Below are 14,607 nucleotides of genomic sequence, written 5' to 3'. Positions count from 1 at the left end.
ATTGTTACAGAATATCTATTCCCTGCGCTTTTGCATTATTTTGAGTTCTATTTCTCAAAATTTGCGTCATCTTTAGTGCGTATTATATGCAATTTTTGAGTTGGTCTAGTCATTGCAACATATAGATTGGCTGCAGCAGCTAGTCTAGATGCTGCTTCCTGCTCAATTTGAGAAGGTTGCAACACTATGACAGCGTCATATTCAAGACCTTTTACTTCCTCAGCTGTGCAAACGCTGCATTGGCAATCATCGGCATTTTGTTTGTTTAACTGATTCCATAATTTTTCAGGTAATGCATGTTCTAATGCTTGGTTTACAACCTTTTTAGCATGGCTAACCATGCTGTTAGGAGTAATGATTGCAATACGACCACTACCATCATCAGAGACAAATTTTTCGAATAGTTTTGTACAAGATTCTGCAAGTGCAGTATCGAGTTCATCTTGTGATTCAACCGTTTGTGATACAAGTGAATCAGGTACTGAGCGAACTGCATGAACAGTAGAAATGTATAATCCTGAATCTGTTGCAACCTTGCTTGCTGCTTCAGAAACTTCACTAGGATTTCGATAATTAATTGTTAACTCGTAAAGATCCCAATTTGGTTCTCCAAATAGAGAATTCATATTCTTCTGCCATCTGTGAGTTCCTCCGAGCGCAGAAGTCTGTGCAACATCGCCAACAATAGTAAAGGAGCGTGAAGGACAACGACGAATAAGCATTCTCCAATCCATTGCTGTGAGCTCTTGAGCTTCATCGACAACTACGTGACCATATGTCCACTCGCGGTCAGAAGCTGCTTTACGGGCAAGCATTCCTGCATCGTCGCCTTGCAGATTATCAAGAAGCATATCGGCGGTTACTATGCCATTTCCAATACCAGCTTGTGCTAGAGTGTCAGCTGCAAATTGCTGTTCTTCAAGTTTTTTTGCTTGTGCTGCAGATCTTTGAGCGTCAAGTTTTGGATCAGGACCAAGCAATTCCATAGCTTCATCAAGTAATGGAATATCAGAACGAGTAAGCGGGCTGCCTTTTGGTCTAGTAAGTGAGTTGATATCTTCGTTGCTTAACCAAGGTGCGTATGTGCGTAATTTGTCAGGTTTAGCAAAAAGTTGGTCAATAAGCCATTCTCCAGTCATAGGTAACCATGCAAGATTTAAAGTAATGCGCAGTTTATCGTCAAGACGAAGTTGAGAAGTTATATCGTTTAATTCAACTTGATCTGGAACATAATCAAGCTTTTCCAAATAACGATTTTTCAATATGCTGAGCACAGTTTTTATAAAAGTATTTCGCGCCTGGTTATGCGGCTGGTGAGTCCGTTGAGCATCTGATTGAGCTATCTCAATATCTTCTTTTAGAAGAGGAATACTAAATCCTCCAACATGAATTGTTGGAAGATTTTTAGGAACGCGAATACGAGCGGCAATTGCATTCGCAATAACTGTTCGCATACGATACATTCCTTTTAATTTTGCTGCGTATGGAGAATCTTCAGCTGTAGCACAAATTCCAGGAATTAAGTCGGAAATAGTTCTACTTACTACACCTGTTTCACCAAGAGAAGGGAGTACTTGATCAATATAACGCAAGAATGCCGAACTTGGACCAACAATAAGAACTCCTGAACGCTCAAGTTTGCGCCTGTGAGTGTACAACAAATAGGCTGCTCTGTGCAAAGCAACAGCTGTTTTTCCTGTGCCAGGACCTCCCTGTACAACAATAGTGTGATCAAGAGGAGCGCGAATAATTCGATCTTGTTCTGCTTGAATAGTGGCAACAATATCAGTCATTTTGCCGGTTCTGCGAGAACCTAAAGATGCGAGCAGTGCTCCTTCGCCAGTAAGAGTACCTTGTTGTGAAGCTTTTCCTATTTCATCAGAATGTATGTCAAGTACTTCATCTTCAACACCAATAACGTCTCTGAAACGGAGTGTAATATGACGACGCATAACAATATCGCCATGATGCGAAGGGGTTGCCTCATAAAAAGGTCGTGCAGCTTCAGCGCGCCAATCTGTAAGAATAGGATCATGGTTTTCGCTAAGCAAACCAATGCGACCAATGTATCGCCTAATGCCTTCTGTGTTATCAAGCCTTCCAAAAACAAGACGATCCTCAACAGCTCGTAATTGTGTAAGACGATCTTCGTACATGGTTGCGAATGAGTCGCGCTCTGTGCGCTGTGTTGGTGAACCGTGCGAACCTGACGCGCGCACAGCGTCTAAGCGTGCGCGAATAGTATTACGCAAATCGTCTAGACGGCTATAAGCTCGGTCAACAGCTTGTTGTTCTTCACCAAGTTGTGAGGAATAGGTAGACATACGCATCCATTCTTCGTAAAATACCGCAACCAATTGTGCCAAAAATTAGGCATTTAAGTATATCTCGACGCTTATACACCAAAATTGTATTTCTATGTTGATCTAACGAATATTATTTGCGAGGATCTCCGAACCATGCAGAGTAAATCAATGAAAAATTGCGATTTCCATATGCTGAGCACGAATTTCCTTCGCCGTATCCAGCTTTTAACGATTCTATATTTGGCTGATAAGGAGTATAGATATAAAGCAATGCAGTAGCCTTATTTTCGATATAAACATTGCTAGATCCGCATGATTTATTTGGCGAATATTGAATTGTGTTAATCGTGTTAGGGTGGTAGTTATATTGATCGTTATGAAGAAGATAATATCTATATCTTCTTGCGGAACCAATTACTTGTTTAAAGAATCCTGCAAAACGTGGGTTGCAATGAGAATCATCTGGACAATCTAATCCCATAGCTGATTTGTATTGGAAATCGCTAGGATCAGTGTCTGTTACAAGATGTTGTTCTTTTTGCAGCATTGTAAGTAATACTTGTTGACTGATATGACATGCTTTTGCTGATTTGTATATTATGTCTGCAGAAGATTCTTTGCTTACACCTTGATACTTTGAACATAGTGAATCGGCAGGAATAGTGTGAGTATTAAAGTACGCATTTTTTAAGCAATTTTTACCAGTGCATTTTGCTCCTTTTTTGCGTATAAAATTGCGTACTTCATCTTTACTCATTGCGTTATCGTCAAAAAATTGAGAATCAGAAATAATATTGCCTGGATTAAAATCAAAGCGTGACACAAGTTGTTCTTGTTTGTTGCGAAGATCAGAAACAGTCTGTTCCCAACGTATCCACTGAACAACAGGAATGATAATAGCAATGCCTATGACAGCAATAATAATGTTTCGTAAAATTTTATTGGAGTAAAACTTATGCTTTAAAGAACTGTTGTTTTTATTGTGATGAGCACCACTATTATGTTCACTATTTAGGTTGACATGAATAGAATCATGTTTCTTTCTTCTCTGCACCATGTTTCCTCCTACTTAGCTTGTTACATTATAAGTGATATGCGAATCATTTTATTATTGTGATTATTTTTTAAAATTGTTCCCAATTTTTATTGTTGATTGTAACTATCAAACTGTAGAATTATCCGATTGAGTAGCTACGCGCGAAGAATTTGTTGCGATTAACTTTAGATTGTTAGGGCAGATTGATTTATTTGCAGTAGTTTTCTGCACAAATGTTGGAATTATTAGGATGTGGCAGGAGAGTAAGATAATGATGATTGGAACTAAACGAATTGATTGTTCTTCTATGGATCCTTATGATGACCCAGAAATGCGCAATAAGGTTGCTGTTCGTGCGTTAATACTACTGCTTATTACATTTATTATTAGCACGTTGTGCTTGCAAGGTTTCAACCTTGTTTATAAACAAGTTGGTATAGATGTGAAAGCTGTTGATCAAGCGCCTCTTATAACAGGTTTACCTGGCATTATTTTAGGAATCGTATGCTTTATTTACGGTTCTTTAGGCGACTTTGTGTCATTAAAAAAGCTAGTAACCATTGGATTAACATCTTTGTTTATAGGCTCAGTTTTTGGATTTGTAGCTAATTCTTGTTTTGAGCCAAATTTGTGGACAGTTATTGCTGCTCGTATTATGCAAACAACTGGTGAACAAGTAGCAGGTTCATCATTCTTAGTAATTGCAACAAAATATTTGCGAAATGATTTGAAAGTTATCTTCTTCGGATTATTTACAGCATCGTACCAGCTTTCTGCATGTATTGGAGTGTTTTCAGCAGGATTGTTAAGCTCTATTGCTTGGCAATATTTATTCTTAATTCCAGCATTAACTATTCTAATATTGCCGGCATTATTGCATTATTTACCAACAAAAAACGGCAATGGTAAAAAAATTGATGTTGTTGGTTTTACAGTCTTTGGATTTGCTGTTGCATCTCTTACATTGTTCATTTCATACAGAAACTTGTTGATGCTTATTTCAGCAATTATATTGTTTATAATTTTTGGTATTTACATTAGTAAAGCTAAAGAGCCATTCGTTACGCCAGCTTTCTTCAAGAATATTCGTTGGCTTTCTGGCATAATTTTGATGGGCATAATATACTTCACGAATTATTGCATAAGTCCACTGTTCAATAGAGTTGGAAAAACTTTGTATAATATGACTACTTCACAAGTAGCTTCTTATTTAGTTTGGGCTTTTATTGTTGCTGCAATATTCGGTTCATGCTCAGGCTTAATAATTAGTCGTATAGGAAGAAAAACAGGTTTATTATTAGCAATATTGTTTATACTTTGCGGATGGATTGGTATTGCAGTATTAATAAATTCTGGATTCTTGGCTATAGCTTTGTGTGCATGCATTTATTATGCAGGTTGTGGAATGGTGTATTCTCCACTGGCCTCAACAATTCTTTCATCTCTTCCAGTTGAAGAATCTGGCAGAGGGTGCGGAATGAATGATTTAGCTATTAGTGTTTCTGCGTCTGTTGGTGTAGTAATTTTTGACGGAATATTAGATAAAAACATGTTGAGTGGGGATTCTATAACCGGTGCTTCTGGTATTTCGTCTGGATTTGCAAACATATCTCTTATGTGTGCTGCTGTTGCATTATTAGGAATTATCGTATTTACATTCAGAAACTTTATCACTAAAGAAAGCAATGCAATCGAAGTAGACGAAGATCAAGAACAAGACCAAAAATAATAGTGAAAGCAAAAGCAATAGAATTATAATTGGCAATAACTTAGCAACTGTGCAAATAAAGTTTGTTTGCAACGTTATGAGCAATATTGTTTACAACATTGCAAGCGCTAAGAAAAATATATGCATATATGCGAAACAGTTTTCACCTTCCGTCAATCATCTTTCGCATGCGTTGTATGCTAATCGGATATGCAGTTCCCAATTCTTGCGCCCAAAGAGACACATAGAATTCTTCGCACATCCAACGTAATTTCTCAGCGATCATTTGCGACTCGTCATGAGCGGGTCCCGCTGGGATTTTCTGAGTGTCTTCTTGAGTTTTTATTACAAGCTTATGTGCTTCATCTGCTTGCCAAGCCCAACGTACGTCACGGTTTTTATCTGCTTTAGCTTTAGTAAGACGAATCACGTCTGCATGCAAGTAGCGTTCAATACGAGGTAGAGAATCAGATGGAGTTTTGGCAATAAATCCTTCGTATACAAGACTTGCAGTGTGTTCTCGGATTGATTGCAACACTGAAAGCAACGGTAAATCAGCCTTGCCGGAAACAGCTTTACTTGATTCTGCTTGACGCTTCAATATTGCGATCACATCGTGTGCAACAGCATAAACAGTGTCTTCATATACTTCAGATACGTTTGCAACAGTTTCGCGTAATAAATTGTCGTCAGTAATATTATCCGTGTTCGCAATTAGTCGTTTTACTGCAGCCATTTGCAAGTCTTCTGCTAAAGCATTAGAAGTTGAATAAGGTGCAGCTGCGAGCATTAAAGCTTCAGAACCAAGCCAGCGAGAAGTAATACGCTTATTGTCTAAATGCAGCATATTCAATGCGCTTTGCCAAACCATTTGTGCGCGTGAAAGGTTTGTAGCACCAGATTTGTGTAATAAATCTGCTCGTTCAATTACATGACCAGCTTGTGCTGCTTTATTTGCTTTGATATTTACAACTTCTCGTGCAGATTCTTGTGCTTCTTTCGCAAAACGCTGTTGCAATGCAATTAATGATTTGTCTGTTCCAAGAAGAGTAGGTTTTACGTGATTAGAGTACTTGTTGCGACCTGCAAGTTTATTGCGACTTTCGTTAGCTTTTCTCTCTTCAACACTAAACGTCATGCGCAAGTATGGCGAAAGTCTGCTTATTTGCTCGTCATCGAAAACTTCAGGATGTATTTGCGCGCCAACTACACAAATTGCAGCTTTAGTGAAAACTTCTCTAAAATCTTGCCATTCGCTTTTTATATTGCTTTCTGTTTCTCCAGTCCCAGGAAGCTCGTCGTAATGTTCGTCAATCCAAGCGCGAATTTTTTGAGCAGTGTCAGGAGCTGGAACAAACTGTACTCGTAGAGCTTTAGGCAAAGATTTAATCATGCCAATAATAAGCTCATCAAGCAAACCTGGAACATTCCAAGTAAATTCTTCAGGAGTTAAACGCGAAAGTACGTAAAGCGGCACATGCACTGTTACGCCGTCCAAAGGATTAGCCGGATCATACACATAACTTAAACGCAACCTTATAATCTGACCGTCTGTACCAACTGTATTCCAATGGTCAGGATAATCAGCTAAATCAGTGCTTTGCGTAGTTTGTAAACGTTCAACTTCATCGGGATTAAAGTCTAACTTGTGCGGATCTTCTTCGCGGTTATCTTTCCACCATTTTGCAAGAGCTGCAATAGTAGTTGCTTCTTGAGGAATGTGAGTGTCGTAAAAAGTAAATAAATCTTCGTCGTTTACAGTTTCGCTTATTTGGCGAGTGCGATTTGCTTGATTATCTGCATCTTCAAGCACATTGTGATTATTTAAAATAAACTCATCGTGTGCAAAACGCTGTTGCACATCTGCCTCAACTAAGCCTTGACGAATCATAATCATTCGAGCTTCGTAAGGATTAACTCTAGCCCATTGAACTGTGCGATCTTGAACAATAGGCAATCCGTATAGTAATACCTTAGATTTTGCTACAGCAGCACCTTTAGAAGCGCTCCAATGAGCGTCTGAATACGTGATTCTAGTAAGATTTTTAGCAAGAGGCTCAGCCCAAGCAGGATCGATTTGTGCGCAATATCTTGCCCAAAGTCTAGATGTTTCAACTAATTGCGTACACATAACCCATGAAGGAGTTGTTTTAGAAACAGATGAAGCCGGGAATATTGCGAATCTTCCTCCGCGCGCGCCTTGATAGTCGTTTTTAGCCATTTTTTGAGCGCGTTTCATAGCGCGAATTTTTGCTGATCCATGCAAATTAGCAAAATCTGAAGCTTTCGGTTCACGCACTACTTGCATTCCCAACATAGAAAGTAATCCTGCAAGCATCGACGAGTGTATTCCTTGCGAATCCCAAGAGCAGCACAAGCTATGAGCAGCCTGCTGATTATTAGGAAGTTGACGAATTTCCAAAGATGGCCTTTTAGATGGAATAGGCTCGCCAACTTTATAATGTAATTCTTTACACAAGTCTTGAAGTTGATTAACTAAATCTTTCCACTGTTTTAAACGCAAAAAGTGGAAGAATTCCGCTTTGCAAAGTTTGCGAAGAGCATTATTGCTCATATTTCCGTCTGCTTGGAAAATATAATCCCAAATATTTAAAGCAGTTAAGAAATCGCTTGTTTCATCGGCATAACGATTATGAAGTTTATCTGCTTCTTCACGCTGTTCTTCAGGGCGCTCGCGAGGATCTTGCAAACTCAAAAACGCAACAATTACCAGCACAGCAGCAAGAGTATTCGGAGTGGTTTTACGAGCTGCTTCAACAATCATGCGTCCTAAACGAATGTCAATAGGCAATTTCGAAAGCTCGCGTCCAATATGAGTTAAAGTAATGAAACCTGATTTTCTGCTTATTGCGCCAAGCTCGTTAAGCTCATTAAAGCCGTCGCTTACTGCTTTCATATCAGGAGGGTCAATAAAACCGAAATTCGTAATATCTTCGCCAGTTTTAGCAACGCCTACTGAAAGCATGTGTAATACTACTGCTCCAAGCGAAGTGCGCAGAATCTCAGGATCGGTAAAACGAGGTCGAGTTTCGTAATCTTCGCGCGAGTAAAGTCTAATAGCAATTCCGTCCGCGATTCGTCCGCATCGTCCAGAACGCTGATCTGCGCTCGCTTGAGAAATCGGCTCTATAGGAAGCCTTTGCACTTTTGCAGACTTAGAATATCTGCTAATTCTCGCAAAACCAGGATCGACAACGTATCGAATCCCAGGAACAGTAAGCGAAGTTTCAGCAACGTTCGTAGCAATAACAATGCGTTGATGAGAGTGATGTTCAAATACGCGATGCTGATCTTTTGCAGAAAGACGCGCAAAAAGCGGCACTATTTCAATAGCATCCGCTCGTTTCATATCACTTGCTCGAGTGCCAAAATATGAGCGTAATCCTGCTTCAAACTCTCTAATATCGCGCTCGCCGGAAGCGAAAACCATAATGTCGCGCGCGCCTTGCTCGTGGCTTGAATGAATAACTAATTGAGCGCATGCGCGAGTTACTGCAGATGTCATATCTTCATCTGTAATATCGTCTCGATTGCTTTCGTTAGATTGGCTTTCTGCGACAGTTTCCTCATCCATTGTTATGTCTGCAAAGCCGGGGACATGTCGCATAAGTGAAGGCGCGGAGCCAAGCGGCTCATAAAGCACTCTCACAGGGTACGTGCGTCCAGAAACTTCAATAACAGGAACTTTTATGTGTAAAGCTTGTTCGAAATGTTCACGGAATTTTGCAGAATCTATTGTTGCCGAAGTAATAATCAGCTTCAAATCGCGTCTTTGCGGAAGTAAAGTTGTTAAATACCCTAGCAAAAAGTCAATGTTAAGACTGCGTTCGTGAGCTTCGTCAATAATAATCGTGTCGTATTTAGTAAGAAGAGGATCTCGCTGAATTTGCGCAAGTAAAATACCGTCAGTAACAATTCGAAGCTTCGTTTTAGGTGAACTTTCGTCGGTAAATCGCACTTGGTAGCCGATTTCTTCACCCAGTTTTACTTCCATTTCGCTTGCGATTCGCTCAGCAACAGTGCGTGCAGCTAAACGGCGAGGCTGAGTGTGTACGATTTGCTTACCTCTTCCGCCTCTTCCAAGCTCAAGCGCCATTTTTGGGATTTGCGTAGTTTTACCGGAGCCAGTCTGTCCGGAAACAATCACGACTTGTGAAGACTTAATTGCTTCTATTATTCCGTCGTGTGCTGCGCAAATAGGAAGCTCAACAGGGTAGTCGAATTTCATAGTGTATATTTCTTTTCGTAAATTTTTTACTTTTTTGGTACTTCTTTAGTGCTTACTTTTTAGTACTTCTATAATTCGGTATCCTTTAGAGCTTGCATATTTTTCAACGTTGTAGTTTTCGCCAAGATTTTCAGCAAGCCAAGGAATAAGTGAGTCTGAGCCAAGATTTTTTTGCACAACTAAGTAAGCTGCTCCTCCCACTTTTAAACGCGGAATCCAAGTCATCAAAATGTCGTGCAACATTTCTTTTCCAACGCGAATTGGTGGATTGGACCATATGAGATCAAAATTATTAAATTCCAAAGTATTATTTTCTTTTAAAGCGTCATCTACTAAAGAAGTGCGAATATGCTTTAAGCCAGCGTTTTTTGCGTTTAGTTCAGTAAGCTCTAGCGCTCGCTCATTTACATCTACAGCTACAATTTCAGCTTCTGGAGATTCTAAGCCCATTGCAATGCTTATAGGACCCCATCCGCATCCAATATCAAGGAATTTGCCATTTTCTGGTGGTTTTGGAGCATGTTTTAGTAGCACAGACGTGCCTAGATCAAGCTTAGAAGCACTGAATACTCCGTTTGAGACTTGTATAACAGTTTCATGATTTCTCAAAGTTACATGTAACGTTCTTCGCTCATCGCAAGATGATGGTGTTGCAGAAAAGTATTGTTCGCCACTGATTTTTTGCGTTTTTTCTGATTTTGGTGATTTGGTTTTATCGTATTGTTTAAATTGTTGATGACTTTCCATGATCTCGCTCAAAAATACCGTATTTCGCCTATAAATTTAAATTTATTAATATACTTTTTACTATTGTATCTTTATTTACATATCATACATATAGGTTGTGTTCATATATTGTCGTCTCAAGTCACCATAATAAGACAAACGTTGTAAAACGCTATTTACAATGAAATAGAGGAGGGACAGTTGGCGGATAGTAATGTGGCATCCGGGCGAGATGATGTGCTTAATTCAAACGATCTTTCCTCCCTCGAAAATGATTCTAATAATATGAATGAGCATCATCTCACCAATAATGCAGTGCTTTATGCTCATTCGGATGTGCTTTTAGACACTACTTCTGACAGTGAAAAGCATGATGAAGCTTGGCAGGAGCGTGAATCTCGTAATGCTTTAAAGCGTGTAGCTGGTCTTGGCGAATTACAAGATGTTACCGAAGTTGAGTATAGAAAGCTTCGTCTTGAGCGAGTTGTGCTAGTAGGAGTGTGGTCTAGCGCAAAAGGAACTCTTGCTCAAGCTGAAGAATCGTTGCGTGAGCTTGCAGCGTTGGCACAGACTGCTGGTGCTGTTGTTTGCGATGGCATGTTGCAACAAAGATATAGGCCAGATGCTGCAACTTATGTTGGTTCAGGTAAAGCGCGTGAGCTTGCAGCAATAGTTGCTCAACATGATGCAGATACGATTATTGTTGATGATGATTTACCACCTAGCCAGCGTAGAGCTTTAGAAGATGCAACCAAAGTTAAGGTTGTCGATCGCACTGCTGTTATTTTGGATATTTTTGCTCAGCATGCTACAAGCCGTGAAGGTAAAGCTCAAGTTGAGCTTGCTCAATTGCAATATATGCTACCTAGGTTAAGAGGCTGGGGTGCTGCTCTTTCCAGGCAGGCTGGTGGTAGAGCTGCAGGAGATGCTGGTATTGGTTCTAGAGGTCCTGGCGAAACTAAAATCGAAATGGATCGTCGAGCTATTCGAAATCGTATTTCTAAACTTCGCCACGATATTGCAAATATGGCACCTGCGCGCGATGTAAAACGCGGTTCTCGTAGACGACAAGATATTCCAACTGTAGCTGTTGTTGGGTATACGAATGCTGGCAAGTCGTCTATTATAAATCGTCTTACTGGTTCACAAGAATTAGTAGAAAATGCACTGTTTGCAACTCTTGATACTGCAGTACGTCGTTCTCAAACTCAAGATGGTAGAAGCTATACTTTGGTAGATACTGTTGGTTTTGTTCGCAGACTTCCAACTCAATTAGTTGAAGCATTTAAATCCACTTTGGAAGAAGTTGGACAAGCAGACGTTATTTTGCACGTAGTTGACGGTTCGCATCCAGATCCTATTTCGCAAATTAATGCAGTAAACGAAGTTCTCGCTAATATTTCTGGTGTAGAAGATATACCTCAAATTATGGCATTGAATAAATCAGACATGATGAGTGATGCTGCGCGAGAACGTTTTTCTTCTCTTTATCCTGATGCTGTTATTGTTTCTGCATTCAGTGGCGAAAATTTACAAATATTGCGCAATCGTTTAGAAGAATTGTTACCGTCTCCTCGTGTTCGTGTAGATGTAACTTTGCCGTACGAGTTTGGTGGATTATTATCAAAAGTTCGTGAAAATGGTGTAGTTGAAAAGGCAGAATATGTAGATTCTGGGGTTGAACTTATTGCTTGGGTCGGACCATCGTTAGCTGCAAAACTTATGAAAGTAGCATTGTAATAATAAATTCCGGTGGTGCGATTAGAGTAAAGGTGTTCATACCAAAAGCTCTTAATGTGAGAGCAGCCCTTAGTAATGCATAAATCGTGGTATTTTGTGTGCTTATAAGGGTGTGATAGGTTGTTGAAAAGAGGTTTTTGCTCATGGTGAGTTCGCAGGTTAAGCCAACTAAGCTTGCAATTATTGGTGCCGGCGCAGTCGGATCTACTCTCGCTTTCGCTGCTGCTCAGCGTGGTGTTGCGCGTGAGATTGTGCTTGAAGATATTGCTAAGGAACGTGTTGAAGCTGAAGTTTTGGATATGCAGCATGGTTCTAGCTTCTATCCTGCAGTTTCTATTGCCGGTTCTGACGATGTGGAAATTTGCCGTGATGCTGACATGGTCGTGATTACTGCTGGTGCTCGCCAGAAGCCAGGTCAGACTCGTTTGGAGCTTGCAGGAGCCACTATCAACATCATGAAGTCAATCATTCCGAACGTTGTGAAGGTTGCTCCTAACGCAATTTACATGTTGATTACTAATCCTGTTGATGTTGTTACGCACGTTTCTATGAAGCTTTCTGGTCTTCCAGCAAACCAAATGTTTGGTTCTGGTACCAACCTTGATTCCGCTCGTCTTCGTTTCTTGATCGCTCAGCACACGGGCGTTAATGTTAAGAACGTTCACGCATACATTGCTGGCGAACACGGTGACTCTGAAGTTCCTCTGTGGGCTTCTGCAACCATTGGTGGTGTTCCAATGTGCGATTGGAACGCTCTTCCAGGTCATGAGCCACTTGATGCTGCTAAGCGCGAAGAAATCCATCAGGAAGTTGTTAACGCTGCTTACAAGATTATCAACGGTAAGGGTGCAACAAACTACGCTATTGCTATGTCTGGTGTAGATATTGTTGAGGCTGTTCTTCGCGACACTAACCGCATTCTTCCAGTGTCTTCTTTGCTCGATGACTTCCACGGCATTTCTGATGTGTGCATGTCTGTGCCAACATTGCTTAATCGCAATGGTGTAAACTCTCGTCTAAACACTCCAGTTTCTGATCGTGAGTTGGCTGCTTTGAAGCGTTCTGCTGAAACTTTGCGCGAAACTGCTGCTAAGTTTGGCTTCTAGTTTTAAAGAATAATTTATAAATTATTAAACCGCTTCTTCTCTTAATTGAGGAGGAGCGGTTTTTCTTGTTCAAAACAACAACATGCCTCACAGAATTTTCTGTGAGTTCGATATATTATTACATTATGGCTGATTTTTCTAACATTCTTGCTACTCGTCCTGATTTTAATGACAGTGATCGTGAGTGGCTTCATCATTTGGTGGCCGATTGGCAGGTTATTGCAGATTTGAGTTTTGCAGATTTGCTGCTGATTATTCAAAATGGTGACGGTGATTATGTTGTTGCTGAACAATGTCGTCCTTCAACAGCTATTACTTTGCGTACTGATGATTTGTTAGGTAAAAAATTAGATGATTCTTTAGTACCTGAGCTTAATGAGGCGATGAAATCTGAGACAAGTTTCCACTCTTCAACCTTACGTTCTATTGGTAGAGCTACTGTATGCTACGTTTACGCTCCAGTTCGTCATAGGGGTAAAACCATCGGATTAGTTATGCGCGAAACTAATTTGGCAACGCGTGAATCTAACGGTCGTTATGAAACCGAAAGTATCAATGCTGGTAAAACTTTATTTGACATGATTCCTCGTGAACAATTCCCATATCATGAATCTGTATTAAATCAGCGACATAATGCTCGAGTATCCGATGGTTTTATTGTGCTAGAAGACGATGGAATAGTTCGTTATGCTTCCCCTAATGCCATTAGTTGTTTCCGCAGACTCGGTGGATTAAATACTATGCAAGGTGAATATTTAAGCGAATTTGGCACTAGGTTGTTGCATACAAACGATAATGTTCCCGAAAGTTTACCTCTTGTATTAACTGGAAAAGCTGATGTAGATTGTGAACTTGAAGCGAACCATTCTATAGTTTCCATGCGCTCCTTGCCTCTGTGGGGTCCAAATAATCGTGTTGGAGCTGTAGTGTTATGTCGTGATGTTACTGAAGTTTTGCGACGTGAGCAGGAATTGCGCACTAAGAATGCCACTATTTCTGAAATACATCATCGCGTAAAAAACAATTTACAGGCTGTTTCTGCTCTTTTGCGTTTGCAAGCCCGTAAAACAAAATCTATTGAAGTTAGAAAAGAACTTGAGGAAGCTCAACGTCGTGTGCAAACTATAGCACTAGTTCATGAAGGCTTGAGTCAAACTGCTGACGAAATTGTTGATTTTGACAAAGTTATTTCGAGTTTGTTGAAGATGTCAATTGAGTTGGCGTCTCAGAATCAAAATATTGATATTGATTTTGTTGGAAAATTTGGCAGATTAGCAGCTCAGGATGCTACACCATTATCTCTTGTTTTAACTGAGTTAGTGACGAATGCAGTTGAACATGGTTTTGAAGGTCGTGAAAAAGGTCATATTCGTATTGCAGTTGGTAGGGGCGGAGACAATCTTAATATTGTCGTTGAAGATGATGGAGATGGTATAGATAGCGAGTCTTCTCATGGAATGGCTAAACCATCTGGCTCTGGCCTTGGAACGCAGATCATAAACACATTTGTCACTAACGATTTTGGTGGTACAGTTCGTTGGTCTCCTCGAAGAGAAGGCGGAACTAGGGTAGTGTTAGACATTAAATTGCGCGTATCTGGTATTGAGTAGCTTTAGTAAAAATTGTTTTCCAACGTGCATTAAATGTTATACATTTAGTGTAAAAAGTATAGGAACAATTAAAATTGCTAATAAAGATGCAAAATACCTTGAAAAAACTTTCTTTTCATGATTTCC

The 14,607-nt window shown here is 40.0% G+C and carries 8 protein-coding genes; 4 read left to right on the top strand and 4 right to left on the bottom strand.

The window, feature by feature from the left end; all coding sequences use genetic code 11:
* Window positions 1–47: 47 nt before the first annotated feature.
* Window positions 48–2,324: a HelD family protein gene (locus tag HXT58_RS03515; protein ID WP_004119900.1), complete on the bottom strand. Its 2,277-nt coding sequence runs from the start codon at window positions 2,322–2,324 to the stop codon at window positions 48–50.
* Window positions 2,325–2,436: 112 nt separating this feature from the next.
* A complete protein-coding gene (locus HXT58_RS03510; protein ID WP_004119897.1) occupies window positions 2,437–3,363 on the bottom strand; it encodes a hypothetical protein in 927 nt (308 codons plus the stop codon).
* 250 nt (window positions 3,364–3,613) lie between these two features.
* Between HXT58_RS03510 and HXT58_RS03505 the strand changes: the two genes are divergently transcribed.
* Window positions 3,614–5,071: an MFS transporter gene (locus HXT58_RS03505; protein WP_004107137.1), complete on the top strand. Its 1,458-nt coding sequence runs from the start codon at window positions 3,614–3,616 to the stop codon at window positions 5,069–5,071.
* Between the two features lie 142 nt (window positions 5,072–5,213).
* On the opposite strand, the gene hrpA is transcribed toward HXT58_RS03505, so the two are convergent.
* Both hrpA and HXT58_RS03495 read right to left on the bottom strand, forming a co-directional pair.
* Entirely contained in the window at window positions 5,214–9,299 is a 4,086-nt protein-coding gene (gene hrpA / locus HXT58_RS03500) for an ATP-dependent RNA helicase HrpA (RefSeq protein WP_421775606.1), read from the bottom strand.
* 45 nt (window positions 9,300–9,344) lie between these two features.
* On the bottom strand, window positions 9,345–10,046 hold the full coding sequence (locus HXT58_RS03495) for a class I SAM-dependent methyltransferase (protein ID WP_004107129.1): 702 nt from the start codon (window positions 10,044–10,046) through the stop codon (window positions 9,345–9,347).
* A gap of 264 nt (window positions 10,047–10,310) precedes the next feature.
* Between HXT58_RS03495 and hflX the strand changes: the two genes are divergently transcribed.
* From hflX to HXT58_RS03480, 3 genes are all read left to right on the top strand, one after another.
* Window positions 10,311–11,765 (top strand): GTPase HflX, encoded by a 1,455-nt coding sequence (gene hflX / locus HXT58_RS03490; protein WP_101886183.1) that lies wholly within the window; start codon window positions 10,311–10,313, stop codon window positions 11,763–11,765.
* 143 nt (window positions 11,766–11,908) lie between these two features.
* Window positions 11,909–12,871 (top strand): L-lactate dehydrogenase, encoded by a 963-nt coding sequence (locus HXT58_RS03485; RefSeq protein WP_004107125.1) that lies wholly within the window; start codon window positions 11,909–11,911, stop codon window positions 12,869–12,871.
* 125 nt (window positions 12,872–12,996) lie between these two features.
* Window positions 12,997–14,481, top strand: a complete 1,485-nt coding sequence (locus tag HXT58_RS03480; protein WP_004107121.1) for a sensor histidine kinase — start codon at window positions 12,997–12,999, stop codon at window positions 14,479–14,481.
* Window positions 14,482–14,607 lie beyond the last annotated feature (126 nt).

The organism is Gardnerella sp. KA01000, assembly GCF_049244035.1.
Lineage (GTDB): Bacteria > Actinomycetota > Actinomycetes > Actinomycetales > Bifidobacteriaceae > Bifidobacterium > Bifidobacterium leopoldii.
Note: the sequence above shows the minus strand (reverse complement) of the source record. Positions and strands in the feature narration are given on the sequence as shown.

What these genes read in the sequence shown, in the direction of transcription:
- HXT58_RS03515 (WP_004119900.1), bottom strand. Translation starts at nt 2,324, where the DNA reads ATGTCTACCTATTCCTCACAACTTGGTGAAGAACAACAAGCTGTTGAC.
- HXT58_RS03510 (WP_004119897.1), bottom strand. Translation starts at nt 3,363, where the DNA reads ATGGTGCAGAGAAGAAAGAAACATGATTCTATTCATGTCAACCTAAAT.
- HXT58_RS03505 (WP_004107137.1), top strand. Translation starts at nt 3,614, where the DNA reads ATGATGATTGGAACTAAACGAATTGATTGTTCTTCTATGGATCCTTAT.
- hrpA (WP_421775606.1), bottom strand. Translation starts at nt 9,299, where the DNA reads ATGAAATTCGACTACCCTGTTGAGCTTCCTATTTGCGCAGCACACGAC.
- HXT58_RS03495 (WP_004107129.1), bottom strand. Translation starts at nt 10,046, where the DNA reads ATGGAAAGTCATCAACAATTTAAACAATACGATAAAACCAAATCACCA.
- hflX (WP_101886183.1), top strand. Translation starts at nt 10,311, where the DNA reads ATGAATGAGCATCATCTCACCAATAATGCAGTGCTTTATGCTCATTCG.
- HXT58_RS03485 (WP_004107125.1), top strand. Translation starts at nt 11,909, where the DNA reads ATGGTGAGTTCGCAGGTTAAGCCAACTAAGCTTGCAATTATTGGTGCC.
- HXT58_RS03480 (WP_004107121.1), top strand. Translation starts at nt 12,997, where the DNA reads ATGGCTGATTTTTCTAACATTCTTGCTACTCGTCCTGATTTTAATGAC.